The sequence below is a fragment of the Leptolyngbya sp. 7M genome, assembly GCF_018128485.1.
Genome location: NZ_CP070897.1, coordinates 1,173,811 through 1,200,356 on the forward strand (window position 1 = coordinate 1,173,811; position 26,546 = coordinate 1,200,356).

General features: G+C 49.8%; 26 protein-coding genes. 16 read left to right on the forward strand and 10 right to left on the reverse strand.

Going from position 1 to position 26,546, the window contains the following annotated elements; all coding sequences use genetic code 11:
• Positions 1 to 53: 53 nt before the first annotated feature.
• From folP to holA, 3 genes are read left to right on the forward strand one after another with little or no spacing between them, the layout of a single operon-like run.
• Complete coding sequence (folP, locus tag JVX88_RS05605) at positions 54 to 899, forward strand: dihydropteroate synthase (protein WP_211626349.1); 846 nt, start codon at positions 54 to 56, stop codon at positions 897 to 899.
• The gene (gene lptE / locus JVX88_RS05610) at positions 896 to 1,447 is read left to right on the forward strand and encodes an LPS assembly lipoprotein LptE (protein ID WP_211626350.1); all 552 of its coding nucleotides are present in this window, start codon (positions 896 to 898) and stop codon (positions 1,445 to 1,447) included. Before folP ends, lptE begins: the two co-directional genes overlap by 4 nt.
• Positions 1,448 to 1,456: 9 nt before the next feature.
• Entirely contained in the window at positions 1,457 to 2,503 is a 1,047-nt protein-coding gene (gene holA, locus JVX88_RS05615) for a DNA polymerase III subunit delta (protein WP_211626351.1), read from the forward strand.
• 148 nt (positions 2,504 to 2,651) lie between these two features.
• Here holA and JVX88_RS05620 read toward each other — a convergent pair whose 3' ends face one another.
• From JVX88_RS05620 to JVX88_RS05640, 5 genes are all read right to left on the reverse strand, one after another.
• Positions 2,652 to 3,383 (reverse strand): zinc-ribbon domain-containing protein, encoded by a 732-nt coding sequence (locus tag JVX88_RS05620; protein WP_211626352.1) that lies wholly within the window; start codon positions 3,381 to 3,383, stop codon positions 2,652 to 2,654.
• A gap of 60 nt (positions 3,384 to 3,443) precedes the next feature.
• Positions 3,444 to 4,649, reverse strand: a complete 1,206-nt coding sequence (locus tag JVX88_RS05625; protein WP_211626353.1) for a type IV pilus twitching motility protein PilT — start codon at positions 4,647 to 4,649, stop codon at positions 3,444 to 3,446.
• 152 nt (positions 4,650 to 4,801) lie between these two features.
• A complete protein-coding gene (gene thiE / locus JVX88_RS05630; RefSeq protein WP_211626354.1) occupies positions 4,802 to 5,434 on the reverse strand; it encodes a thiamine phosphate synthase in 633 nt (210 codons plus the stop codon).
• Between the two features lie 19 nt (positions 5,435 to 5,453).
• On the reverse strand, positions 5,454 to 5,882 hold the full coding sequence (locus JVX88_RS05635) for a GNAT family N-acetyltransferase (RefSeq protein WP_211626355.1): 429 nt from the start codon (positions 5,880 to 5,882) through the stop codon (positions 5,454 to 5,456).
• 328 nt (positions 5,883 to 6,210) lie between these two features.
• Entirely contained in the window at positions 6,211 to 6,360 is a 150-nt protein-coding gene (locus JVX88_RS05640) for a hypothetical protein (protein WP_211626356.1), read from the reverse strand.
• 409 nt (positions 6,361 to 6,769) lie between these two features.
• Here JVX88_RS05640 and JVX88_RS05645 point away from each other — a divergent pair, with 409 nt between their 5' ends.
• The 10 genes from JVX88_RS05645 to JVX88_RS05690 all read left to right on the forward strand — a co-directional run bounded on the left by JVX88_RS05645 (position 6,770) and on the right by JVX88_RS05690 (position 19,377).
• On the forward strand, positions 6,770 to 7,858 hold the full coding sequence (locus JVX88_RS05645; RefSeq protein WP_211626357.1) for an FG-GAP repeat domain-containing protein: 1,089 nt from the start codon (positions 6,770 to 6,772) through the stop codon (positions 7,856 to 7,858).
• Positions 7,859 to 7,944: 86 nt separating this feature from the next.
• Entirely contained in the window at positions 7,945 to 9,132 is a 1,188-nt protein-coding gene (locus JVX88_RS05650) for a hypothetical protein (RefSeq protein WP_211626358.1), read from the forward strand.
• Positions 9,053 to 13,120: an RHS repeat domain-containing protein gene (locus tag JVX88_RS05655; RefSeq protein ID WP_211626359.1), complete on the forward strand. Its 4,068-nt coding sequence runs from the start codon at positions 9,053 to 9,055 to the stop codon at positions 13,118 to 13,120. Before JVX88_RS05650 ends, JVX88_RS05655 begins: the two co-directional genes overlap by 80 nt.
• 29 nt (positions 13,121 to 13,149) lie before the next feature.
• On the forward strand, positions 13,150 to 13,809 hold the full coding sequence (locus JVX88_RS05660) for a hypothetical protein (RefSeq protein WP_211626360.1): 660 nt from the start codon (positions 13,150 to 13,152) through the stop codon (positions 13,807 to 13,809).
• Positions 13,810 to 14,049: 240 nt separating this feature from the next.
• The gene (locus JVX88_RS05665) at positions 14,050 to 15,291 is read left to right on the forward strand and encodes an RHS repeat domain-containing protein (protein WP_211626361.1); all 1,242 of its coding nucleotides are present in this window, start codon (positions 14,050 to 14,052) and stop codon (positions 15,289 to 15,291) included.
• A gap of 5 nt (positions 15,292 to 15,296) precedes the next feature.
• Positions 15,297 to 15,713: a hypothetical protein gene (locus JVX88_RS05670; protein ID WP_211626362.1), complete on the forward strand. Its 417-nt coding sequence runs from the start codon at positions 15,297 to 15,299 to the stop codon at positions 15,711 to 15,713.
• A gap of 55 nt (positions 15,714 to 15,768) precedes the next feature.
• Entirely contained in the window at positions 15,769 to 16,191 is a 423-nt protein-coding gene (locus JVX88_RS05675) for a hypothetical protein (RefSeq protein ID WP_211626363.1), read from the forward strand.
• A gap of 16 nt (positions 16,192 to 16,207) precedes the next feature.
• Positions 16,208 to 16,909, forward strand: a complete 702-nt coding sequence (locus tag JVX88_RS05680) for an NADP-dependent malic enzyme (RefSeq protein WP_263975473.1) — start codon at positions 16,208 to 16,210, stop codon at positions 16,907 to 16,909.
• Positions 16,910 to 17,074: 165 nt separating this feature from the next.
• Positions 17,075 to 18,610: a carboxypeptidase-like regulatory domain-containing protein gene (locus JVX88_RS05685; protein WP_211626364.1), complete on the forward strand. Its 1,536-nt coding sequence runs from the start codon at positions 17,075 to 17,077 to the stop codon at positions 18,608 to 18,610.
• A 158-nt stretch (positions 18,611 to 18,768) separates the two neighbouring features.
• Positions 18,769 to 19,377, forward strand: coding sequence for a hypothetical protein (locus JVX88_RS05690; RefSeq protein WP_211626365.1), 609 nt, complete (start codon positions 18,769 to 18,771; stop codon positions 19,375 to 19,377).
• Between the two features lie 72 nt (positions 19,378 to 19,449).
• On the opposite strand, the gene JVX88_RS05695 is transcribed toward JVX88_RS05690, so the two are convergent.
• Both JVX88_RS05695 and JVX88_RS05700 read right to left on the reverse strand, forming a co-directional pair.
• The gene (locus JVX88_RS05695) at positions 19,450 to 20,481 is read right to left on the reverse strand and encodes an NAD(P)-binding domain-containing protein (protein WP_211626366.1); all 1,032 of its coding nucleotides are present in this window, start codon (positions 20,479 to 20,481) and stop codon (positions 19,450 to 19,452) included.
• A gap of 25 nt (positions 20,482 to 20,506) precedes the next feature.
• Positions 20,507 to 20,776, reverse strand: coding sequence for a hypothetical protein (locus JVX88_RS05700; protein WP_211626367.1), 270 nt, complete (start codon positions 20,774 to 20,776; stop codon positions 20,507 to 20,509).
• 141 nt (positions 20,777 to 20,917) lie between these two features.
• On the opposite strand from JVX88_RS05700, the gene JVX88_RS05705 reads away from it, so the two are divergent.
• Positions 20,918 to 21,730 carry a hypothetical protein gene (locus tag JVX88_RS05705; RefSeq protein WP_211626368.1) on the forward strand — a complete coding sequence of 271 codons (813 nt, stop codon included), beginning with the start codon at positions 20,918 to 20,920 and terminating at the stop codon, positions 21,728 to 21,730.
• A gap of 62 nt (positions 21,731 to 21,792) precedes the next feature.
• On the opposite strand, the gene JVX88_RS05710 is transcribed toward JVX88_RS05705, so the two are convergent.
• Together JVX88_RS05710 and JVX88_RS05715 are read right to left on the reverse strand one after the other, a co-directional pair.
• Positions 21,793 to 22,671 (reverse strand): YgfZ/GcvT domain-containing protein, encoded by an 879-nt coding sequence (locus JVX88_RS05710; RefSeq protein WP_211626369.1) that lies wholly within the window; start codon positions 22,669 to 22,671, stop codon positions 21,793 to 21,795.
• Between the two features lie 9 nt (positions 22,672 to 22,680).
• Positions 22,681 to 23,271, reverse strand: a complete 591-nt coding sequence (locus JVX88_RS05715) for a uracil-DNA glycosylase (RefSeq protein ID WP_211626370.1) — start codon at positions 23,269 to 23,271, stop codon at positions 22,681 to 22,683.
• 54 nt (positions 23,272 to 23,325) lie between these two features.
• On the opposite strand from JVX88_RS05715, the gene apbC reads away from it, so the two are divergent.
• Positions 23,326 to 24,408 (forward strand): iron-sulfur cluster carrier protein ApbC, encoded by a 1,083-nt coding sequence (gene apbC, locus JVX88_RS05720; protein ID WP_211626371.1) that lies wholly within the window; start codon positions 23,326 to 23,328, stop codon positions 24,406 to 24,408.
• Positions 24,409 to 24,428: 20 nt separating this feature from the next.
• On the opposite strand, the gene JVX88_RS05725 is transcribed toward apbC, so the two are convergent.
• Positions 24,429 to 26,351, reverse strand: a complete 1,923-nt coding sequence (locus JVX88_RS05725) for a winged helix-turn-helix domain-containing protein (protein WP_211626372.1) — start codon at positions 26,349 to 26,351, stop codon at positions 24,429 to 24,431.
• Positions 26,352 to 26,390: 39 nt separating this feature from the next.
• Here JVX88_RS05725 and JVX88_RS05730 point away from each other — a divergent pair, with 39 nt between their 5' ends.
• Complete coding sequence (locus tag JVX88_RS05730) at positions 26,391 to 26,543, forward strand: hypothetical protein (protein WP_211626373.1); 153 nt, start codon at positions 26,391 to 26,393, stop codon at positions 26,541 to 26,543.
• Positions 26,544 to 26,546: the final 3 nt, after the last annotated feature.

A 26,546-nucleotide genomic window follows, 5' to 3' on the forward strand; every position in this document is an offset into this window, starting at 1 on the left:
CAAAGGTAAGGCCACGCTTTACTTTTGCCTTTCATCTTTTTACTTTGTCCGATATGTATTCCTGGCGAACCGCAAAAAGGATCATTGAGATCGATGCTCCGATTGTAATGGGTATCCTAAATCTCACGCCGGACAGTTTTTCGGACGGCGGGAGTTATGGCTCGGTCGAAGCAGCCCTATATCGGGTCGAAGAGATGATCAGCGAAGGCGCGAGCATTATTGATATTGGCGGTGAATCTACTAGGCCCGGAAGCAAACGGATCACTGTAGAGGAAGAGATAGCAAGAGTCGTTCCAGTAGTAAGAGCGCTCGCAAAACGATTCGATATCCCTTTGTCGGTCGATACAAGCAAGGCGGCCGTCGCACAAGTTGCTTTTGATGCCGGAGCAGAGATCATTAACGATATTTCCGGGCTGCGATGGGATCCCGGTCTTGCCGAGCTCGCCGCACGGACCGGATCTGGACTGGTGCTTATGCACTCGCTCGGCGAGTTTGAGACGCTGCATTCCCAACCGCCGGTCGAAGATGTTGTGGTCGAGGTTATGAATGGACTTCGATGTTCGGTTAAACAGGCTCTCGAGCGCGGGGTATCACCTGATCAGCTTGCCATGGATATTGGCATCGGCTTTGGCAAATCGCCTGAGCAAAATTTAGAGTTGATCGCCAAAATTGATAGACTCGTAAACAACTTTGATGGTTATCCACTGCTGATCGGTGCTTCACGGAAATCGTTCATTGGTAAACTTTTGAGTGAAAATGATCCGAAGAAGCGAGTGGTGGGAAGCATCGCTGTGGCTACAATCGCAGCAATGAATGGGGCGATGATCCTACGGGTTCACGATGTGAAACAAACCATCGACGCCCTTAAGGTAGTAAACGCTGTAAAGACATTTTTATGAATATCCTCAAAGGGCTAATGTATGCGCTGACTATTCTTTCAGTTTCGGGTTTTACCGAGTGCTATAAACCAGTTACAAGTTCGGGCCTTCCGAAGCACATCAAGACGGTCGGCGTTCCGGCATTTCAGTATGAGGCAAAAGGACTTAGATACAGGGTCGAGACTCGATTTACCGATGCGGTTATCCGTGAGGTGATAAAACGGGGCGGCGGATTGCGTGTTCAGGGAACTGCTAAAGGGGCCGATGCGGTGATCGAAGGCAAGATCCGCGATTTTAGTTTCACCGGCGTGCTCCTTGACCGCGAAGGTCGGGCCCGCGTTTACGAGATAACTATCGTTGCCGCGGTTACGATACGAGACCTTCGTGAGGAAAAGATCCTATTCGATAACCAGAATTTCGTTTTTCGTGATTCGTTCGAGTTCTCTTCTGATCCGCGCTCATTTTTTGACGAAGAAGATCCGGCCGTCGAGCGCATTGCGCGTGCCTTTGCCGAATCAGCCGTATCGGCTTTTATTAATGGGATCGGTGTAAGACAGGAACGAAAATAATTGCTACAAATGCCAAAGATCTCGATAGATACATTAAGGCAGCAATTGCGGGCAAATGACATTAAACCCGTTTACGTGCTTTATGGTCCTGAGGGACACCTCCGGAATATTGTTGCTAACACTATTGCCGATCGATGCTTCGGTGAAGGCGACCTGCGCGATTTTAACGACTCGACCTTCAGCTTAGAAGACCCTGAGAACATTCGGGATGCCTTAGCTTCGGCAGATCAGCTCCCGATGATGGCTGCCAGACGTGCGGTCCGAGTAGTGAATGTTCGTGTTTCCTCTACTGCGGCCAACGATACGCTGAAAGAACAGCATGAACAATTGGTTGCCGGCTATCTTGAGAATCCGAATCCGACATCAGTGCTTATTTTTGTCGGAGAAGAATTGAACGGAAATCGGAAGCTAGCCAAGCTTCTTGAAAAACATGCTGTTGTGGTCGAGTTCAAGCCGCTGGAAGGAAAGGAACTTTTTGCACGTCTTGCCAAGATGTTCCAGGAAGAAGGTGTGACGGCGGAACCGGAGGCGATACGCTATTTGATCTCGATGACCGATCCTGACCTTGTAAAGCTTTCGACCGAGATCAAGAAGCTCGCCGCGGCCTCGATGCCGGAAGGCAAGATCTCAGTTGAACTCGTCGAGCAATTTATCTCTCGAACACGCGAAGTTGATAACTTTTCGCTGACGGGACATCTGATAGGCCGACGCCCTAAGCAGGCGGCGATCGCTTTGGCTCAGATGCTTAACGACGGTGCAGAACCGCTTATGCTGCTCGGCCTGCTCGGTTCAAATTATCGCCGGCTGATCATTGCGAAAGAAATGATGGATCAGGGGCGTGACCGTCGTGAGGTTGCGAACTCAGTCAGGCTAAGGTACAGCGACCAGGAAGCATTTTTCGCCGCGGCACGGCGGACACCCATGCAGGATCTATTGTATGCTGTTGGACGGATTGCGGATGTTGATCTTGCTATCAAGAATTCACTTGGCGGTGGCACGTACGGAGCTCGAATGCAAATGGAGATGCTGGTTTGTGATCTCGCCTCGCTAAATTGATCGCCGTGAATATTCTAGATTGTAGGGGCAGCTAATATGGCTGCCCGAGGAACTCTTGCCCGGGAAAAGCAGATGGACCGGACAGTATTCTGCCCCTACAATGTCGTGAAGGCCGCTGGGAGAACTCCTTCGAACGGCCTTTGAATGATCAAATAGGTTCAACGCCGAGGCCCTGATTCAGGTAATGGTATAGATCGTTATAATCGCTTAGAGCTCGGTTCAGAATAAGCGGAAGCTGAGCGATGTCACCGGAATTAACTATCAGATTTAGATTTCGCAAGAACGCATCGTGTGCATTCATAGTCGTCCCATCGTCCTCGATCGAGACCAGATAAAGCCTTCTTCGCTCTGATGAATACATCGCATTCGCCTTCTGCTGGATGATCGCGGCTCCGCCGTATTCCGCTGCGAAATCTGGTGAGAATATGACGATCTCTGTTTTCCCGTCGCGCAGGCGTTCATTCGCCTGTGCCGGTGTATCGGCGATATAAACCCGATAGCCAGCGTCGGCGAGTATCTTTGCGATCTCTTCACGCTTTTGTCCAAGGCAGAGCAGAACGCGTCTCGGCTTTGCTGCAACGTCCTCATCCTTGTCCAAAAGTTCCTTTCCCGATTGAAGTGCTGCAAGCAGCGAACGAAGAGCACTGTTTATCTCGAACTCAGACGCCTTCTCTGCAAATTGTGCGCTGCCGTCGGGTGTTGCGGGCGCGGGCTTATTATCGGCGAGCTGTTTTACGGTCGGTGAAACATCGCCATTAGCGTCCTTATTCGCACGAAGCATATTCTGGCAACGAGGACAACGAACGGTAAAATTTCCGCTCGGCACTTTTGCTTCATCGAGTTGAAGCGAAACAGAACAATTGTCACAGCGAATGATCATATTTCTTGAAGTTCCTTGTTCAATAGAACCGTGGTTTGACAGGCGGCTTCATGACAAAGCTCACTCCATTAGATCCAGGACCGAACTGGAACTGTTCACAACAGGTGGCGGCGCGATGGCTTCGACCGCCGGGCGGTTAAGGTTGTTCTGATTGATGTAATCTTCCGTCGACGAAAGCCCTTTTAGCTGAAGCAGAAGGTTGTTTTGGTTTGTCGCGTAAGAAAGTCCGTCCTCAAGCGTGATTACCTTCTCTTCGATCATCTTCTTGATAACGCTATCAAAGTCCTGCATGCCGTCTATCTCACCATCACGGATCGCGTCCAGAAGGGTCTTGCCCTCGCTCTCACCTTTCTCAATATATTCGCGGGTACGCGGGTTAGATTTCATGATTTCGACCGCGGCGATACGTCCCTTTCCGTCAGCTCGCGGAATCAGGCGCTGAGAAACTATGTAACGGAACGTTTGTGCTAGCCTTGTCCGGATCACGCGTTCTTCGTTCTTTGGATAGAGGCCAATTATTCGATCGATGGTTTTTGAAGCATCTATCGTATGAAGCGTAGATAGCACAAGGTGGCCGGTCTCGGCGGCCTCAAGTGCTATCTCTGTCGTTTCAAGGTCGCGCATCTCACCAACCAAGATCACCTTCGGAGCCTGTCGTAATGCGGCACGGAGAGCCGAGGCAAAATCCTTCGTGTCTGCTCCGACCTCGCGTTGGTTGATGGTGCTTTTCTTGTGATTATGGAGAAATTCGATCGGGTCTTCGATCGTAACTATGTGATAACTTTTCGTCTCGTTTATCTGATCGATTATCGCAGCCAACGTCGAACTTTTCCCGGAACCTGTCGGTCCGGTCAGCAGAACAACACCGTTGCGGATGTTGCAGATCTCTTTTAACTGCAGCGGTATGTTCAGCTGTTCGAAACTCGGTATGTCGTGCGGGATCACACGCATCACGATCGAATAAGAATTTCTCTGTTGGAAGATATTTACCCGGAAACGGCATTTTCCGGGAAGGGCGTAGCTTAGGTCCGCGGTCCGCGTCTTTGCAAGCTGCCGTGCCGCGTCCGGATTATCGCGAAGGATCGCCATCGCGATAGTTTCCGTTTGATATGCGGTAAGGCGGCCAAGCCCGAGAGGCGTCGCAGGGTATAACGTTCCGTTTATCTCCACCTGCGGCTTTTGTCCACAAGAGAAGTTCAGGTCGCTTACATTGTCTGAAATGAGCAGCATCTGCTCAATGATGGGTGCTACGTCCAGCAAACTCATTTGGCGGGTAACTCCTGAAGATAGAACAACAAAGGTGAGTGCCGCTGAGGCGGCCAACGGTTGGCGTCCACGGCAGAACCGTAAACAGATAAATTATCACCTATGCATTCAACAATTGCAAGATAAATTTATGCGCTGTTAAACAATCGGGACTATTTTCCTGATATTGAGATAAGCAGATCTCGAAATGCTTTTTCAATATTATCTTTTGGATGAGCCAAGGCTGAAATAACGGCAGCCGAGCTTGCTCCCGCATCGATAACGTCTCTAACGTTAATCTTTTGTATTCCACCAATTGCTACGAGTGGAACATTCTTGATCACCGACCTTACATTTCGAACCCCCTCAAGGCCGACGACCGGTAAAGTATCCGATTTTGTTTCAGTCGCAAAAATGGGGCCGATGGCAATGTAATCAATTGGTTCATCGGCGGCTGCACTGGCCTGTTCCAGCGAATGAGTAGAGATCCCGATGATCGCATTTTCTCCAAGCAGTTTCCTGGCTTCTTTTGGTGAAAGATCATCCTGGCCAAGATGAACGCCGTCCGCGCCGGCAAGAAGAGCGATGTCAGCGCGGTCATTTATGATCAGGCGGGCATTATGCTTTTTAGCCTCTTCAAGAGCATTCTTTGCTTCATAAAGAAGTTCTCCTGAAGGCATAGTCTTGTCGCGGAGTTGGATAAAACGGGCACCCGCGCCCGCAAGGCGTCGTACCTGTTCCGAATGCGGAATGCCGAGGATCGCTCTGTCCGTTATCGGATAGATGGTAGGAAGTTCAAGTTTCACGGTGGGTCTTTACTCTGTATTAGGCAAGCGATCTGACCATTAGAAAGCCGTCCTCGCCGTTGTTGTAATATTTGCTTACCCTCTGGGTGATCGTATATCCCAAACTATTGTAAAGCCTCTGGGCCGGATGATTGCCGACACGGACCTCAAGAACAATTGTTGAGATCCCCTTTTGAAGAAGGACCGTTTCCAAATGAAGCAATAGCCTTTTCGCCAGACCTCTGCGTCGGTGTCTTGGGTCAACTCCGACCGTCGTTACATGGGCGGTACCGTCGGCATTTACCAGTACAAACAGGAACGCTACTATTGAACCTTCGCGCGTTATCGCCTTATAGCTCAATCCCCTTGGTTCATTGAGAAGGTAATTGAACGTTTGTTTTGAGTAATTATCTCCATCATAGAAGCATCGGAGATTGAGTTTCACGATCTCAGAGATATCACGGGGCATGACCGGCGAGAGAGAATAGGTCGTTTCCTAACTTTGCTCCATTGTTAGATAAATTTTGTATCTGTTTAGAACAGATGTCCTAAACGATCTTCCGCTAACGCATCTTTTCCTGATCACTTACCCGATTTTCCACAGATGCGGAAATTTTTCCGGTCTGTCATGCCCGTGTGTTAAACACCTTACGCTTTTTTCCACTCTTATCCGTGCCGATACCCGTTGATGCGGATTGATACGTTGTTTGATCGTCCACAAAGGATCGCCTTAGGAGATGCAGACATAGCCAGGCGATAGCAGAGACCAGCCTCAGGAATTGCAAAGACCGGCGGCCTCAGGCCGCAGGTGGGGTTTCAGCCCGTCTTCGCTTGCAGAACCAGCCGACCACGCCAACATCTTCTTGCCGCCGCGGCCCGATCCGATCAATTAATCGCTTGTTTCGACGAAAGCAGGAACGGAAGATATAAGCCAGCTCACGAGTCAAGGTTCCCGTGTCGCATATATGAAAGACGGTCTTGTTATATCGGACAACCGCAGAGATGGTACTGACCTGATATCTGCGGCCAGATCTGACGAGAGGAAAATTTTTCTTGACAGAAGGCCAGAGTTTTATATATCTTGTCTGACAATCGTTCTTTAACCGCTACGGCTCCCAGAGTCCAAAGCTAAGTTTCAAACCTTTCAGCTTATTCCCGCATTGGGAATTCGATTTTTTTGGAGATCGAAATGACGTTGTTCCCACACAGTATTCGCCCTCGCGGCAGAACTGTGCCATCTGATGCCGGGTTTTGGATCCGGGATCGCGGAGTGCGGATCTGTTGCACCATTGCAGAGAACAAAAGTTCCGGGTCCGAAGGCCGGAAACAAAAGACCATAAAGCCAGGAGCAATCAAGTGACCGAATATCTTAGAGATCATTTTTGGGCGGCTATTGCCGTATTCGTGCTATCGCTCGGCGTGTTAGGGGCCGGTTTGAAATATCTGGAGCAGGATGCCGCGAAGCAGAATGCTTTGAAGGCGAAGGACCGCTCAGCACTTTCCAGGATCAATCCTTTCGTCACAAGCCCATTGCCGACGCCTACCCCACAGCTTGCGAAAGAATATATTTATGCAGGCTCGCGTCTGTTGGCCGTCGAAGACGCCGGGGCCAATGTCGCACCTCCTGCTGATCTCGCGGTGTGGCGGTCTTCAACGGGTGTCTGGTGGGTGCTCGGCGGGTCGGGTTCGCAAGCTGTCACATTTCAATGGGGAATGGCAGGGGATGTGCCTATCCCGGGCGATTTCGACAGCGACGGCAAGACGGACTTTGCGATATTCAGGCCGAGCCAGGGGGAATGGTGGATCTTCAAATCATCCGACAGCACCTATTATGCGACGAACTTTGGCACAAGCGGCGATCAGCCGGTAGTTGCGGATTATGACGGCGACGGCAGAACGGATATCGCGGTTTTCAGGCCGGATGCTCAGGCAGGGCTCGGTTACTGGTATGTGCTGAAAAGCTCGGACTCGCAGGTTAACAGCTATCAATACGGCCTGAACACGGATGTCCCCGTACCGGCAGACTATGACGGAGACGGAAGGGCCGATCTTGCCGTCTTCAGGGCTTCGAACACAATGTTCTTCTCATATCTGAGTTCGCAGAGCACGACGATTAGCGTCGGGATGGGCACAAGCGGCACGCCGGTCTCGGCAGATTACGACGGCGACGGCAAGGCGAACTTCGCTCTGCTGAATGGCAATAGCTGGGTCATCATGAACGCCGCTCACACTCAGACGTCGAGCACCGCGTGGCAGAACTCCGGCGACATCCCCGTCCCGAACGATTACGACGGAGACGGAATTGTCGATATCGCCGTCTGGCGAGACTCAAACGGCACCTGGTACATCCGCCAATCAACAAAACTTGGCACTCAAGACGAACTCCGCCAAGTCCAATGGGGGTCAAGTGGAGACATTCCAGTACCGGCGTTTTACAGGAGATAACCGAGATTAAAGAGTAGGGAGTTCAGACCTGAGGTGTTTGTCTCAGCATTTTATGGGTTTTTATGTATGACATCGGAGATCTAAATATGTGTAAAATAGCGAAATCGGAGCTTATCACAAGTCACTTGGGTAGATTTGATGCCACCATTCGAGCTTTGGTCGCATTCAATCTCCTTACAGTCTTCCTTTTCGCATCGGTTCTCGGTCAGGCGGATCAGGTCCAACCCGAGCGAGGCTCAAAATTGGGGAATGCATATGCGATAAGCGATTTCGAGACGATAAACACGACGAATGGAAACCTGATGTTCAATTTTATGTTTGGAGGGCTTCCGGCCGGACGTGGACATACTGGGGCGAGGTTTAATCTCTTCTATAATAGCAAGCTTTGGGAGACCAGGACCTTAAGAATACGAGATGAGACAAAACCGTGCGATCCGGGTGAGCCAGAGGGCCCAATAAACTGTCCCCATTACAACAAGACGGTTGTCATGCCGAGCGCAAAAGGCGGCTGGCAATTGGGGACTGTATTCCGGCTTGAATTTGAGGATCGCCGGAACAAGTATGGGCTGAATCCTCCCAATTGCCGCACTTCAATGGGAGTTCCTGGGACCTATTGGACGGAGCTGACTTGGATTCATAAGCTAAGAGTTGTGTTCCCTGACGGAAGCTCGAAGGAGATGATACCCTACGGCCATTCGGATGCGCTATTCGACCGCTACTACAGGGTCGACATCAACGGGACCGTCGAGAACTGCGGCGGAATGCCCACTCAGACCTCCCGGCCAGTCTACTACAGCGTTGATGGCAGTTTTCTTCGTCTTGAAACGACAACTGTAAATGACTGGATATTGTATCTCCCCGACGGCGGTCGGGTGGTAAATAGCAATTCTGAGCCTCAACGTGTTTACGATCGAAACGGCAACTATGTGGTACTGTCGGGAAACGCGGTCACGGATGAATTCGGGAGGTCTATAACTTTGACACATAACCAGCTAGGGGACAGCCTGATAACCTCAAAAGGCTTTGACGGTGAAGAACTTATCTGGACCATCAAATGGAAGAACATTGGGGTCAGGAAACACTATATTGCCTGCTATCCTGACTGCCCAGAGATCGAATGGAATGTTCCTCTTGAGGAGACCATTCCGGTTGTCGATGAGATTGTACAGCCTCAACAACTTGGCGGACGGTCATATGTTTTCTCTTATAATGCTCCTGATTTTGCTGATCCAATGGAGGAATCCGAGGGTTGGGGGGGAGATAAATGGTGTTGAGTTACCGAGCGGGGCTACGATAGGATATGCGTATCTAATGGACGGGAGAGGCTCTGCTGAAGAGCCTGAGTTGCCAGATGGTATACTGCGAAATTCTCCAGTGGCAAAGGTCGTTCAATATTTGAATGAACACGACGGATTCGGCAGCCAGACAACAGAGACGTGGACTTATAGCACTTCCCCCACGCTCTCATCGGTTTATTCTCCCGATGGAAGTTTGACCACGACTTGGTATCAGGATGTGCAGTCCGAAAGCTGGGATGCAGGATTAGTATACAAGACCGTAAGCTCAAATGGTTCGATGGTCGAAAATATCTGGGGGCGAAATACACCCGTCGCGTGTGGGCAGGGGAACAATTCTTGTTCCGGTAAGCCTAACAATCCATATATTAAGACAAGTTTCACATCGATTCGCAATGCGTCGGGCGATTTTGTCTTGACCGCGATTAAGGACTTCGATAACGACAAGAACGGCAACATCCTCGAAGTCAGGGAGTACGATTGGGTCCCGTATTCGAGCGTTCCGCGCGATCAATACGGCCGGATAACTGGTATTCCGGGCGATGCTATCTTAAAGCGTGTGACTAAAACAGAGTATTATAACCCCACACCTCATGCCTCATCGACAATTTATAACGATCCTGATAGCTATCACCTTTCGTCAAGCAAGCGTTTACTTGGGCTGGTGAAATCTGTCGAGATGCTTGATAGTTCATTAAATCCGAGGTCGCGCTCGGAAATGACCTACGACTACACTGATTACGATTCGAGCAACACAAAAGGTGGTAACGCGACGCTTACAAAGGTCTGGGATTCATACAAAGGCGGCCAGTATCGGGCGTATAGTAATCCTTTAACGAGCACGAACTCGATCACCACGTCTGTCACATATAATCAATACGGGATGCCTTTGACGACGACCGACGCCAACGGCAATGTTACACAGTTCTCATACGGGGCAATACAAAGTCCGAACGGGCCGGTTTACGATCTTTATCCTACGCAGACCGTGACGGCCTATGGTACAAACATAGCGAGGACTACAGCGACTCAGTATGATTTTTATACGGGGCTGGTGACTTCGACGATGGATATTGACAATGGCGTTTCGACCGTCACTGAATACGATGCGCTTGGAAGGCCGACAAAGGTCAGAGCTGCTGCAAATACCCCGCTTGAGTCGTGGACGCGGACTGAATACAGCGACGTGCATCGTCGTGTCGTGGTGCGCTCAGATGTCGAAGCGCTGGGCGATGGGCGAAAGGTGTCGATACAGCATTATGATCAGTTGGGGCGGGTGCGCCTCGCACGTACGCTGGAAGACCCGCAATCGGAAGACCCATACAATGAACAGCACGGCATAAAGGTAGAGACGCGGTATAAGACCGTTTCGGGCTACACGTATCAGTTGACTTCAAATCCGTTTAGAGCGAATTACTCAACGAGCGAAACGGACCCCACAATGGGCTGGACGCTCTCGACCGCGTGGAGCAATGGCCGCAGATCAGAGGTTGAGACGTTTGCGGGGGCCGCTCTGCCGGTTGCGTTTGGCGGCAATAACGCAAACTCTACTGGAATTGTCCGCACCGACATCGACGCCAATCGCACGCTTGTGACGGATCAGGCTGGAAAGAAACGCCGTTCGATCACGAATGCGTTGGGGCAGCTTATTCGGGTCGATGAGCCGGATGCGGCGGGGAATCTCGGTCCGGTCTCGAATCCCGTTCAGCCGACGTATTACAGTTACAATACGCTTGGTAAAATGGTGAGAGTGCAGCAAGGGGTTCAGAACCGGTATTTTATGTATGACTCGCTTGGGCGGCTTTTGCGTGTGCGGCAGCCGGAGCAGACGGTAAACACCGCTTTGAACACTTCGGGCAACCCGGACAACAATAGCTGGACGATCGGGTTTACTTATGACAACAACGGAAATCTTCTGACCTCGCGGGATGCGAACAACGTCGTTATCACCAGCACCTACGACGCCCTAAACCGCCAACTCACGCGCTCATATTCCGATTCGACCCCGACAGTTACGTACACCTACGACGACTCTCAGGTGCCTTATTCCAAAGGCCGTGTGACAAAGATCGCTTCGTCTGTTTCCGAGACGCGTTATACTGAATACGACCTCGCGGGCCGGCTTGAAAAGAGCGAGCAGCGAACCGATGGTGCGGTTTATCCATCAGAGTATAAGTATAATCTGGCGGGTGCCCTTATCGAACAGACATATCCGAGCGGGCGGGTGGTGAAGAACGTGCTCGACGCAAACGGCGACATCTCGATGATCCAGAGCAAGCGAAACGCGAATTTTGGTTTCCACAATTACGCCAAGCATTTTGCGTACACGCCTTCAGGTGTAATACAGCATCTTCAGCTTGGAAACGGGCTTTGGGAAAGTGCGGTGATGAATAGCCGGAATCAGGTATTGGAACTCAAGATGGGCAATTCGCCGACGAATGGCGGGTTGATGCATTTGACCTATGAGTATGGTGAGTTTGGTACCGACGGGAATGTTGACGTGACGAAGAACGCCGGGAACATCGTCAGGCAAACGATCAGTTTTAACGGTTTAGCAAATCCGTTTGTTCAGCGTTACAAATACGATTCGCTGGATCGAATTACCGAGGCGAAGGAGACGGTAAACGGCGGTCAGACGTGGATACAGACGTTCGGCTATGACCGATACGGCAACAGGACTTCTCATTCGGAGACGGTTCAGGGACAGGCGAAACAGATCAACGAAGTCACGCTTCCCGCGGTTGATGCGGCAACGAATAGGTTTTCTAACACGGCGAATTATCAGTTTGATGCGGTTGGCAACTTGATCGTCGATGCACACGGGCGGCAGTTTGTGTTTAATGGCGATAACAAGCAGGTGCAGGTTCGGGATCAGTATAATAATATCGTCGGCGAGTACGTCTATGACGGCAATGCGAAGCGGATAAAGAAGATAACGGCTTCGGAGACGGTTGTTTTTGTGTATGACGGGTTTGCGAAATTGATCGGCGAATACTCGACTGACGGCCCGACGCAGAGTCCGATGGTTCACTACACCGCGACCGACCCGCTTGGCTCACCGAGAGTGCTGACCAACGAGAACGGCGTGATAATCTCGCGGCGTGACTTTATGCCGTTCGGCGAGGAGATCGCTCCCGACACAAACCACCGAACCGCGACGCATAAATACGGCGTCGGCGACAATGTCCGCCAGAAATTCACCGGCTACGAACGCGACGAGGAAACCGGGCTCGACTTTGCCGAAGCCCGCTATTACTACAACAACCACGGCCGCTTCACCGCCGTCGATCCACTCCTGGCCTCCGGCAAATCCGCAAACCCCCAAACCTTCAACCGCTACGCCTACACAATGAACCGCCCGTTGATCTTGACCGACCCCACGGGCCTGCAGGCGGGAACACCCGTTAAGGTCGAGATTACGGTTCCTGAAACTAAGGTCTATATAAACGAAAAAATCAGCGATGGAAAAAAGAATCAGTATTTTTCTGGCGTTGGGGCAATCATCACAATAAAACTTACAGATGCTGAAGGAAGACCGCTATCGGGTGCAACTGTGAGCGAATCAAATGTCAGAAAAGCAGGGTCAGGAAGCATAACTGAAAATAAAGGAGCGGTTCCTTTAGGTGAATCAGGTGAAACACGAGATATCGTTGGTAAGGGTGAAATCACCAATACTCCTCAAACTGAAACCACCGAAGACGATGTCCCTGGCGTGACGGAGTTCTTTAACTCAACTCCTTTTACATCGACTACCGAACAAACACTAACCGTAAAGACGTCTGACGGCGGAATTTACAATGTAATAACGGAACGTACGATCACTAATGTTGGAAGAGATGGAAAGCTGAATACTGATCTGAATGGAAATGGGCTAAATACAGTAGTGACCGTTTCACCCGCTAAGGTCACAGTTGTAAGAGCCCCTGATCCCCCCAAAAGTCTAGAACCCAAAATGCTTAATCAGTAGTAGTTCTTTATTGGAGGAAGAGAAGAATCATGAGACATTTGGCAAATAGCGTTATTCTAGCAGTAATATCGGTGATTTTTACGCTGAACATATTCTGCCAAGAAAATACAGAGAATCTATTAAAACAGAGGGTAACCCTTCAGGCCTCTCAGGCAACATTCGTATACGCACTTGGCACGTTAGCTCAGAGGTACAAACTGCCTTTGGGTCTAGAAAAATCTTCCAGACATATGGATGATGCTAAAATAAACATCGATATTCGAGAAAAGCCATTGATCGAGGCTCTTAACTTACTTTTTGAGCAAGAACCAGCCTACAACTGGGAAATCAACGATGGCGTTTTGAACGTTTTTCCAACAGGCGATAAAAGTGAGTTTCTTTCATTGTTTCTCGGGTTACATATTGAGCGAAAGTGTGTGATTAAAGAAACAAACGAATTCAACGTAAGAAAATGTATCTTATCTCTACCAGAAGTGGTTCTCCTCATGAAGTCGAAAAGAGTCGAGTACGCGACTTTTATGAATGAACCTTCATCAAATTCGATTCGTCTGAACGACAACGCTGATTTAAGTGGTTCAAACCACACCTTGAGAGATTATCTAAATGCCATAGTTTTAAATAGCAATCGCAATACTTGGGTCGTAGAAATGGTTGGGAAGCACAACGATAAATTACTGCTTTCCTTTTGAACGGGTTTGCGGTCGACGCTTCGACAGATTTTCATAACAAGGTAGTGAAAGAGAATGTAAGACGAATATCAAACTCTTCAGTTAGAGTGTGATTGCAATCGATACGATCTCTCGTTCGCACAGGACATCGGCGGGGTTACGAAGAACACGACACCGGCTGTAAACGCGAACACAAACCGTTTCACAAGCACCGATTTCGGCTACGATGCAAACGGCAATATCGTTGAGGACATTGATGAAATGACATCGCTCCCGCGTCAGTTCATCTTCAACGGTGACAACAAACAATCGGAAGTAAAACGCGACGGCGTAACCATCGGTCGCTATTACTACGACGGTGAAGGCCGCAGGGTCAAGAAAGTCACCGACACCGAGACGACCGTGTTTGTCTATTCCGCCGGCAAGCTCGTTGCCGAATACTCAACCCAACTTTCACAGACTCCGCAGACAAAATACCTGACCAAAGATCATCTCGGAAGCCCTCGAGTCATCACCAACCAAAACGGCCAAGTCTCATCCCGCCGCGATTTCATGCCATATGGCGAAGAGATCTCTTCACCACAGAGGACACAGAGCCTCGGCTACACCACCGACACCATCCGCCAAAAATTCACCTCATACCAACGGGATACAGAGATTGCATTAGACTATGCTGGTGCTCGATATTATGGGTTTTACCTTGGAAGATTTCAAACACCAGATAATTTCCTGAATGATACACGAACGTCGGACACCCAAAGTTGGAATCTTTACGTTTACGCTAGAAATAACCCGTTGTATTACGTGGATCCTTTTGGCGAGAGGATCTACGTAGGCTACATTACAAACGATGACGATCGTAGCGAGTTTCTTAGGCGGGTCAATTTTACCTATGGATGTGAGAATTGTGTCACGATAGATGCAGATGGATATTTAGCTGTCGATACTTCTGGTTTAGATGAAGCCGTCGTTAAGGCGACCCAGTTCCTGACTGACGCGATAAATTCTGATGATCCTTCTAAGCTTTTCACAGTAGAGATAACAAACAATAACAACGCTGTTGCCTTTGGTGATTCTGGTACCAGACGTGGTGTTGCCGTAAGTCAAGCTGATGGGTCAACCGTGACGATCTCTGCTATCAACATTAGATTAGACTTTGGTGACGATGTTCATGTGCGAGGTGGTGATGATGTAAAGGCATCATTCTTGAATCTGGTCTTTGCACATGAAGTCTCTCATTTTTATCCAACGTATAAACCGGATCCAACAGTCCCTGGAGTGCGCGGACCGGTTGATAATCCGATTAATGAGATAAGACTAGCCCTAGGTCTTCCACTTAGGGGGGAATACCAAGCTCGCAGGTTACATGTTGGCTCAACGGTGTATCTGAGATTCGGATATCCGATTCGACCTCCATTTGGGGGGCCGTTACGTGGAACTGATGGACTCGAAGTTGAAATGAGTAGAATGATTCTCTGGGTTCAAGACAATGTTAAGAGGTAAAAAGAATGAAAATGATGATCTTGGGATTACTTGCTCTGCTCGGATTTTTCTGGCCGGCAAATTCGGCTAGATGCCCTTCCGCAGCTGCCGCGAGCGGCGATGCTCCGAAGCGACTCGTGTTGATCAAAGGAAAGGCATTCATCCTGAATCTTCGGGATATTGGGCAGGCACCCGCTACGAGTGAAACCATTATCTTTCAGAAGACCGATTGTGCATCTTGTTTTGTGGGGACGAACGTTGACGTTGACGGGAACTACAAAATTCTCGTCGGCGATGGAAGTTACAGACTTATCGTTAGAAACCCCTCGTCACCCGAGGTTGACCTACTGGATAAGAACCAGGAACGTGTCATCAATACTGGAAATCCCAATTCGGAGAATTCAGTAATCAATTTTGACATCAACATTCGTTTACCTGAGTGAGGATACGAAAGCTACATCTTGATTCATTGGGACGTCGTTCGACATCTTAGGGCGTGTGACGCGGAGCAAGCAGACGACAGATGGAGTTGAATACGGTGGCGGAACCGATCCGCCGAAATGGATGACCTACACCTACAACCTCTCCGGCGCTTTGATCGAGCAGACGTATCCGAGCGGGCGTGTTGTGAAGAATGTTTTAGACGCCAGCGGCGATCTTGCACAGGTGCAGAGCGGACGGAACGCGGACACCCCTGTCCGCAATTATGCGAGCAATTTTGTTTACGCGGCGGCGGGTGCGGTCGCGAGCATGAAGCTCGGGAACAGCAGGTTTGAGAACACGGTGTTCAACTCGCGATTGCAGCCGACACAGATCGGCCTCGGAAGTTCGGCGACAAACCAGGGCCTGCTCAAGCTAAACTACGATTACGGAACGACGAATAACAACGGGAGAACTCGATATTCCAGTCTTTCACGATGACCAGCATGGCACCGCAGTGGTTGTTCTAGCTGCGCTGATAAATGCCCTGAAAATCGTCGGCAAGCGGATGGAAGATATCAAGGTGGTCGTCAATGGTGTTGGGGCTGCGGGAGTTGCCTGCTCGAAGATCGTAATGGCTGCAGGTGTGAAGAACATCGTCGGCTGTGATCAAACCGGTGCGATCTACAAGGGCCGCACCGAGAATATGAATTGGGTGAAGGATTGGTATGCTCGCAACACTAATCCCCTGAAAGAAAAAGGTAGTATCCACGATGTTATAAAAAACGCTGATGTTTTCTTTGGGCTTTCGGTACCTGGCGTCATTGGTCCTGAGGATCTTAAGAATATGGCCACCGACCCGATAGTGTTCGCGATGGCAAATCCCGTTCCGGAGATAATGCCCGAGGATGCCGTCGGGCTTGCGGCAGTTATGGCTACCGGACGAAGCGATTATCCCAATCAAATAAACAACGTCCTTTGCTTTCCAGGAATCTTTCGCGGCGCACTTAACTGCCGTGCGTCGAGAATAAATGAGTCGATGAAGCTTGCCGCTGCAAGTGCTATTGCCGATCTCATCGGAGATGATGAGCTTCATCCGGATTATATAATTCCTTCTGTATTCGACCGACGCGTTGGCGAAGCAGTCGCAGCCCGAGTCGAAGACTCGGCCTATTCCTCCGGTGTCGCCCGCCGAGTTAGGTCATCCAACGAAACTTAGTTCCTTTACTTTTTGCTCCTAATTCCTTTATTATTCAGGCAAATTTGAGTTCACATTTGTGCGCCGCGCCTGCCTCCTACGGCACGCACGCGGCTTATTTAACTTCGTCGTCAGATATCAGCATCTGCCGGAGGATCACATTTATTGGAAATAAGGAGGAAAATAATGAATTTTGTTCGTAGAGTCTTTCCGCTGCTCTGTCTCTGCCTGATGGCGACAGTCGCGACATTTTCCGCTACATTCACTGTTACAAAGGTCGCCGACACCAACGACGGTGTTTGTGATGCTGATTGCTCCTTTAGGGAAGCGGTGGCTGCCGCAAACGCTGCAGCCGGCGATGACATCATTGTGTTCTCAAGCCTTTTCAACACGCCGCAGACCATAGTTTTGTCAGGAACTGAGATCATTATTGGCTCGAACGGTGCGCTGACGATCATTGGTCCCGGGGCTAATTTGTTGACTCTGGACGGAAATCAGGCAAGCAGGATATTGGTAACCGGAGCAAATGTTAATGCCACAATTGAAGGTATTCGCTTCACGCGCGGAAACGGTGTTGGTGCAACAAATACTGGTCGAGGCGGTGCGATCTACAACGTCGGCGGAACGCTCACGATCAGAAATTCGATACTCACGAACAATACGGCTGCAAACGGTGGTGCGATCAATAATGCGGCGTCAGCTAGTCCCAATCCTGTTGTAAACGCCGACCTGACAATCTTCAACTGCATAATATCAAACAACAGCTCGACCTCCTCCGGCGGGGCAATGCAAAATTTCTCAACGAGCACATTCCGGCTTTACAGTTCGACAGTTTCAGGCAACACAAGTGCAACTGGTGGCGGAGGAGCTATGCAGGCGAATGGTTCGGTGATCATTGCGAATTCAACATTCGCCGGCAACACTTCACAGGGCACAACCGGCGGCGGCGCTATCGTAACCAATGGCAGCCTATTCAATATGACCAATTCAACCGTCTCCGGCAATACATCGGCAACGAACGGAGGTGGCATACACAGATCTACCACGAACGTCAATGGATTTATCAGAAATTCGATAATCGCCGGCAATACAGGACCATCACCCGACGTCAGCAATTCGGCTAACGGACTTCAATCGCAGGGAAATAATATAATCGGTGCGGTCGGCACCAGTACGGGCTGGGTGGGATCAGATCTTCTGAACACAACCCCAATGCTCGGCACCTTGGGTGATAACGGTGGTTTTGGGCAGACATTCGTTCCTCAGCCCGGTTCTCCGGCAATTAACGGTGGGCAAAATTGTGTACTTGACGCATCATGTTCCGCAAACAACCTTCCAATCAACTTGACCACAGATCAACGGGGCATTTCACGTCCGCAGGGAACGAGTGTTGATATCGGAGCTGTCGAGGTTGCTGCCTCAGCATCAAACGTCTCGGTCGGAGGCCGAGTATTTGCTTCCAACGGCCAAGCCGTGCGGGGCGCAATAGTAACTATCTCTACGCCTCCGACGCTAGGTACACCTGTCATACAATCTGTAACAACCAATAACTTTGGTTACTTTACCTTTACCGGAATTCCGAGCGGAGCGTCTTACCAGTTGAACGTTTTTGCAAAAGGATTGGAGTTCAATGCGGTAACTATCCAGGTATCTTCGGACATCAACGATCTTGTACTCACCGCAACTAACAACAATCTTTCCGGGAAAGACGGTCATAGATAAAGCCATCTTTCGCTTTGAATGGCCCACACATACTAAATGCGCGGGCCATTTTTAATTTGAGCAGAAAATAATATTCTTGCACTCCTCATTGATCAGGAGTATGCTTCACTAAACGCTCAATACTATTCCAATTTCTCTATTTTTATTTAAGGAGAGATATGAGAAACGATCGTGCCGCTATATGTCAGAAAAACTCCATTCTCTTGGTGTTTGCTCTGATCTTGGTGTTTGTAGCTGAGTCGGCTTCGCAGTCCAGCCGTGCCGCTTCTGCCGTAGGCCGTCGCATTGATGAATTCAATAGGCAGGGTGAAAAAGCCACACATGATGAGATGAACCGCGAGCTGCGTAAAAAGGCTCCGAGCAAAGAAGAACTAGAAAAAGCAGTACGGATCAGATCAGAAACAAAAGCGGACCTGGAAACTCTACAGGACAATTACAATTTGATGATACTTCGTCTTTCTGACCGCTCTGAGCTCCCTCGGGAGTTTATAAATGAGACATCCGAAGCGGTGATAAAGGCAGCACGACGTTTGAGGACAAATCTCGCCTTGCCAGCCTCAAAACCTCAACAAAAAGAGTCTGAGGAAGAGAAAATTCCATCGGAAACTCGGCTTCAAATGCGTATGCTGTGCTCAGCGATCTATTCTCTACTGACCGACCCTATGGTCGAAAATCTCAATGTGGTCGATACAGAATCCGTGGCAAAAACCAATATGAAACTGGAAAAGATAATCCTCATTGGTCAATTGCTAGCAGCCGGACGTTAGAATAACAAATGCCGCGGAGAACGTGAAAAGTCGATGAAGAACAGTTCAAAACATCGGTCTTTATTACCATTCTTACGCGGCAGCATTTTCCTTTTGGGGACAAACACGCTCAGCAATCAAAGGAATGATCTTCCGAGGAACCTCTATCGCGCTTTTAATGTGCCTTTCATTAGTAAAATGTCCCGCAACAAAGATGCCGGACATGTTCGTCTCATAAGTTTCCTTGTCGTATATCGGCACCTCACCATATTTCCCCATCTCGGTCTCAACCCCAAGTTGCTTCAATATCGATAGGTCTGCATCCGACCCTATCAAGACAAACACTACATCGTTCTCCAGCGAGATTCGCTCGCCAGACTCGCTCTCAAGCTCTACCTCGTTCTCGCGGATCTCGATCACCTTGCCGAGGAAAAAGAGATTGAGGCAATGCTGCTTGAGCTCCTCTTCGAGCGGCTGTTTTACCCAATACTTTATACAACCCTGTTTCGGGTCAGTGTTTTCCCAATCTTTGCGAAAGATCGCGAGTGTTGTCTCAGCACCTTCCTGCGCGAGGAACAATGCAGCCTCACCAGCCGAATTTCCGCCACCGACAATTAAAGCTTTCTTCTTAACCCACGGATATGTTTCACGAAAATGGTCGTAAACTTTTGGCAGATCTTCGCCCGGTACATTCAGTCTCCGCGGATGATCCATCGCCCCGATGGCAAAAAGGACATTACGGGCCTTATACTCGCCTCTTTCCGTTACGACCGTGAAGGTTGGCAAGCCGCCTTTGCTGTTTTTCATTTCCGCTGGAAGCTCATCCTTATGAACCTCTATTACTGTCTCTTCAGTCCGTATATTCAACTCATTATCCAGAACAAATCTTACATAATACGAAAGCAATTCCTCACGGGTCGGCTTTTCACGAGCCGGTTTCAGGTCCCCTGCGTTGAACTCAAGTTCATTTACCGTCGAGAAAACCGTTAGCCCGACCGGATAATTGTAGATGGTATTACCGATCAGCCCCTTTTCGAAGACAACATACGAGAGCTCCGCACACTTTGACTCGTAAGCCGCTGATATACCAGCCGGCCCAGCACCGATTATTATCAGATCGTACATATTACGAAGAGCTACCAGCTGATAGCTATAAGCTGTCGGCTGGACTTGAACCCGCTTCAAGTTTCTTGAGATTCTCAGTAAATTTTTCGACCTGCAGCTTCGTGTTTTCGATATTTCGCTTTGACTCGAGGTACTTCTGCCACTCGTTGGTCATCGTCAGGGCCTTCGTCACGTCCTCGTCCAAGGCATGCGCCGCAACCACCAGCAGATCGCTCAATGCCTCATTCGCCTCCAGCAGCGACTGGATGATCGTATAAGCCAGCTTCGCATTCGGCAGATCGATATCTTTATCCATACGCCGGATTTTACTTCATTGAGATATATTTCGGCTATTTACCTTTGAGCAAACTCCGTAGGCTGTGCCATTCTATTGATTGGTTTACCCACAACATTTCTTCTAACAATCAGATCAAAGTTAAGCCTAAAGGAGGATTTGATGGCATTATTTTTTTGTTCCATGAAGTATCGCGGCATATGGCTCGCGTTTCTATCGGTGATGACCATATTTTTTGCTCTCGGCTTTTCGGCATGTGACAGAACCGAATCAAATGCCGGTAACACTGCGGTGAATTCTTCCGATGCCGCCTCTAATACGCTCAAAAAAGAACCTGAGAGTGACCCGGTCAAAGATAAAGATGTTGGGGTGAATTCGCCGTGTAGTTTGGAGTATTACCCGATCTCTGCGGAGAAGCAGACTCAATACAAGGTTACCGGTGCCGGTGCCGGCACATATACGCTAAGTCATTCCGAGATAACAGAAAAAGGGTTCAGTGAAAAACGCAATTTCAGCTACGGGCTTGAGATCGTCAATAATTGGGTATGTGAGCCCGAAGGCATTCGGAATGCTGTTTTCACGAACACGGGAATGGGCGACAACACAAGCTTTACGGTTGATACGCTTAGCAGCAGCGGAATAACACTGCCGCGTGAGATCTCAGTCGGGAAGGAATTTGAATCGAGCTATGATGTAAACGCGAACGTTACGGCAGGTGGCCTCAAGGCCAACGGCAAAGGAAAGGTCAGCGTAAAGAGCAAGGTTGCCGCTATTGATGAGCCGCTGAATATTGGCGGCAAAGACTATAAAACCATCAGGATAGAGAACACAACCAAGATCAATGTAACGGTAACTGGTCGCGGAATTGAGGCGGGCAATTTACGAATAACCAATTGGTATGCTCCCGGCGTCGGGTTGGTCAAGCAGGAAACAAAGAGTAATCTCGGAAATCAGACAGTAACCATCGAAGAATAACAATATCTGAATCTAAGCGAACGTCGAGGCGGCCGGCGATGCAGTAGGCCGCCCATTTTTTATCAAGCAATAAGAGGCAGCGACGACACTTCGAGCACAACATCGCCGGACGCGAGATTGGTGCCAACGGCAAGGAAATCGTAACGAACGTATGCCAGTGCTATCGTCATCTCGAGCTTTGGCGAGTATGCTACCGACGTTATCCTGCCCGCAGGTTTACCTTCGGTCGATGTCAATTCATTGCCGGTCTCGACGGTGCCTTTGGAAATTAGTCCGGTCAATTGTTTCGCTACATGCCCACGGAAGTGGATGCGGGCGATTATCTCCTGCCCTATGTAGCAGCCTTTGTTATACGAGATCAAACCATCAAGACCGAGCTCCGGCACGACGGTGGTCTCGTCCATATCAATCCCGTATTTTGGAATACCGGCTTCTATTCGCAACACCTCATAAACGTTTTCGGGAATAACTCGTCCACCCGCTTCAACAAGAGCAGAAATGAAAGCCTCCCAGCTATCACTCGGTGTAGCGATAGTCTCGAATCCGAGTCCATTAAAGGTAATAGCACCATCCGGCACATCAGTGTTCCGATCGAATACGTCAGCAAATCGATAACCTTCCGCTAGATCTTCGACAAAAAAATCACCAGCGAATGTGAATCGAAACAGATTTTGATAAACCTTCTCTCTCGTGGCTTCTTCGGTCTCGATCAGAAACCGGTCACCTTGTCGAAGAACACGTACTACTGCAAGCAGCCGCCCCTGAGCATTCGGGAACGCGGCGAGCATCTGATGCCCGTCACCTAGCGTCTTCACATCGTTCGTGATCATTCCGTCGAGGAACTGCACCGCTTCCCTTCCCCAGACGGCAATCAACCCCCGTTCTTGCTCGTGAAACCCTGTTCCACCCGAGCGGATATGTTTATAGACCTCGATATCCATTCGTTTCTATTATATAAGTTCGGCGAGCCGCTCGAAATGCTTGAGCTGAAGACCGAGTCCACGTTGGGCCGCGATCACCTGCGGGCTTGGATGATATAGTGGAACGAGCGTACGGCCAAACCATCTAATCGGCCGCCCGACATCGGTTGCAAGCTTTAGGGAATGCGGCTCAATGGATCTGATCGCGTCAAGTGCGACGCCGCCCAAGGTCGCGATAATGGGCGAGTCTATCAACTCAACGGTCCGTCTAAGAAACGCTGAACAATTCTTTATCTCCCTCCGCGTAGGCTTACGGTTGGCGTCGGTCGCGGTTCGGGGGCTGCACATTACCGCATTCGTGATAAATATCTCATCCCGTGTCAAACCTATAGAATCAAGCAATACTTGAAAGTTCTCACCCGACTTGTCGCCGTAGAATGGCCGCCGAGTGCGGTCAGCTCCTTGCCGCCCCGGAGCCTCAGCAATAAACATCACTCGCGGCTCAAGTATGCCGTTATACTTGCTCAAAACCGCTGTCTTGTCAGCAAGCTCCGGACAGATGCGGCAAGCCTGGGCCTCATTACAAAGGGTTGCAAAGAGTTTTGGCTTGGACAATCCCATATCCGAATTTGATAGAATAACTTTTTAAGAAGGTTATCAGAAACCGGATAAACAATGAGTCAAATTTCCGAACAGCAAGTATTGGATTCTCTTAAACAGATCATTGACCCCGACCTGCGAAAGGACATCGTCACCCTTGGGTTTGTCCGCGATGTTGCTATCGAAGGCGGTGATGTCTCTTTCCGTATCGTATTGACGACGCCAGCCTGCCCGGTCAAGGAGCAGATGGAAACCGAGGCTCACGCCATAGTCTCCGGGCTTGAAGGCGTTACGTCCGTCAAGGTAACTATGGACGCCGAAGTGCCGCAGGGCCGTGGCATCGCGAATAACGTCGCGATACCCGGCGTGAAGAACATCATTGCCGTCTCATCCGGCAAAGGCGGCGTCGGCAAATCGACGGTCGCGGTCAATCTCGCGGTCGCACTCGCAGCTGACGGCGCGAAGGTCGGCATTATGGACGCCGATGTTTACGGCCCAAACGTCCCGCTCATGCTCGGCACCGGCTACGACCAGCCTGAGGTCATCGATGGACAGCTAAAACCTATCGAAGCGCACGGCATCAAGATGATATCGATGGCGGTGCTCGTGCCGCCTGACAAACCGATGATCCTTCGCGGGCCGATGCTTCACGGCGTCGTGCGTCAGTTTTTGAGCGATGTAAATTGGGGCGAGCTCGATTATCTGATCGTCGATATGCCGCCCGGAACCGGCGATGTGCAATTAAGTTTGGCGCAGCTCGTGCCGGTGCAAGGCGCCGTTCTGGTTACAACGCCACAGGAAGTTTCACTTTCGGATGTTCGCCGTGCAGTGAAGATGTTTGAAACGGTCAACGTGCCGGTCCTCGGCGTGATCGAGAATATGTCGTATTTCATCGCACCAGACACCGGCAACAAATACGAGATCTTTGGCAAAGGCGGCGGGCAAAAGCTGTGCGACGAATACGATCTGAATTTCCTCGGCGAAGTTCCTCTCGGAATGGAAGTCCGCGAAGGCGGCGACAAAGGCACGCCCGTCGTCGCGACGTTTCCCGATTCGCCGCAGGCGGCCGCATTCCGCAAGGTCGCGGAAGAGGTCGCCCGTCAAGTATCCATAGAAGCGATGAAGCCAGAACTTGTCATTATGTCCCGGGCGAAATAGAAGAATCTATAAAGCCTTACTCAAAAGGCCAGCCTGGTGAGCTGCAATAATCGCACAAATCTCTCATCCGACCTGATCGGATCAAGATTTGGTGCGACTTTCAGATACACCATCAAATAGTTTTTTTCTTTCAATGCCTTTTCGAGCCATTCAAAAGCCTTATCCTTTTCGCCCATCTGGGCGTATATCTCGGCCATATCAAAGTTAGCTGGAGGTTCGTTTCTGGCATCAGCATATTCCTGGTCAAGTCTGTTACGCCAATAATCGTACGGCGATGAAGCAGCAGCGGCGCGTTTAATCGGTGGTGTTTCGATAGGGTCGAGATCGGCAAGTTTTCGCCGCATTTGACGTGCCGCGATAGCCTCACGATACATTCCTTTTTGGTCGTAGCACCGTTTCAAATATTCATATACTTCGGCAAACTGAGGATTAGTTTCAGCGAGCCGCTTACCATTTTCTATTGCTTCATCGTAGCGGCGAGCGTAATAAAGCACCCAAACCTCGCCCGCGTTTATTATCGGCGCAAGCGGATCGATCTCCTTCGCTCTTCTGATCTCGACCAAAGCTTCGTCAAAGCGCCCCATTGCGGTCAGAAATTCCGAGTACCACTGATGAGCGGTTGCGTAGTTTGGGCTTAAAGCGATCGCCTTTCGAAAGCGACTTTCGGCTTCTTTCCAGTTCCAGGAATGATACATCCTTACATACGCAAGCGATGTGTGCGCTTGGGCCAGATCATTGTCCAGCTCAAGGGCTTTTAATGCCGCGGCTTCTGCCTTTGAGTAGGCTTCGTCCGTGGGGGCCCCGCGATAATCGGCAAGCAGACTGTAAGAATCCGCAAGGCCCGAATAAGCGAGGGCGTAATTCGGATCTTTTTCGATCGCCTGATTAAAATGCTTGATCGCTTCGCGAAAATCCTCTATGGTCCGTTTGTTCCAAAAGACTCGTCCGCGAACATACGCGTAATGGGCCTCCGGATTAGCCGTATAATCTTTTGTTATCTGGCGCCGATCTTCACCGGTCAGCTGCAATGCCAATGCGGACACGGCTTGCTCAACGATCGCGTCTTGAACACGGAAAACGTCGGTAAATTCTTCGTCAAAAGCTCCGCCCCAAAGCAGCGAACCATCTCTAACACTCACTAACTGCACTGTTACACGAATCTTCTGACCGATCCGCTGAACGTTTCCGTCGAGAACAGCATCCACCGCAAGTTCACGACCGGCCACTAACAGATCACTTGTTTCGTATTTGAGCACTGCATTCGTTGGCCGCACTACGATCTGTTTGATCCCACTGAGTTTTGTGATCAAACCATCGGTCAGGCCAAGCCTCAGATTGTCATCGTGGAAGTCCGCAGCTACAGATTTGAAAGGGAGAACGGCGATCGACCTCGGCCTAGAAACTCTGTCTGATCGTGTCGGATGCATGGTGATCCAAGCAATAGCTGCAGCAAAACCAAATACGGCAATGAGCAATAAACTGGCTAAAAGATATCGCATTGACAGTTTACGACCAATAACAGGATGCCGGACGATGTCCTGCGCTGTTTCTTGGTCAAGCAACTGCACAGGTTCGGTTACCGGCATCAGGATTTCAGGCGTTTTCTGAACCAACTGCTTGCGATGCAGATCTGCCGTAAACCGGTAACCATGCTTTGGTATCGTTTCTATAAACTGCTGCTCGCTGGTGTTCAACACCTTGCGAAGCCGCGATATCTGTTTCGTGAGATTGCCTTCCTCGACAAAAGTATCAGGCCAGATCGCTGCTAGTATCTCCTCCTTTGATAGAGCCTGACCGTTATGCTCGACCAAAAAGAGAAGTGTCTCGAACTCCTTGGCAGGAAGATGGACCGATTGCCCCTCGATCAAGAGTGTTCTTTCGAAGGGATCCAAAACGAATCTTTCACACTCATAGACAAAGCCTTTGTTTTCAAGCTTATCCATCAGGTAAGAAATAAGTCACAAAAAAGACAGAAAAACCGAATGACTTCTCATTTCACGTTTGTAACAAATGCCGCTTATGGTGAAACGCCGCCGACAGGAATGTTCATGGGGGCCGCTGTTTATGCGATCGTTTTCAACTCGATACTGATCGTTATGGCTATCCTGATCTTCAGACGACGCAACTTTAAGTAAAAA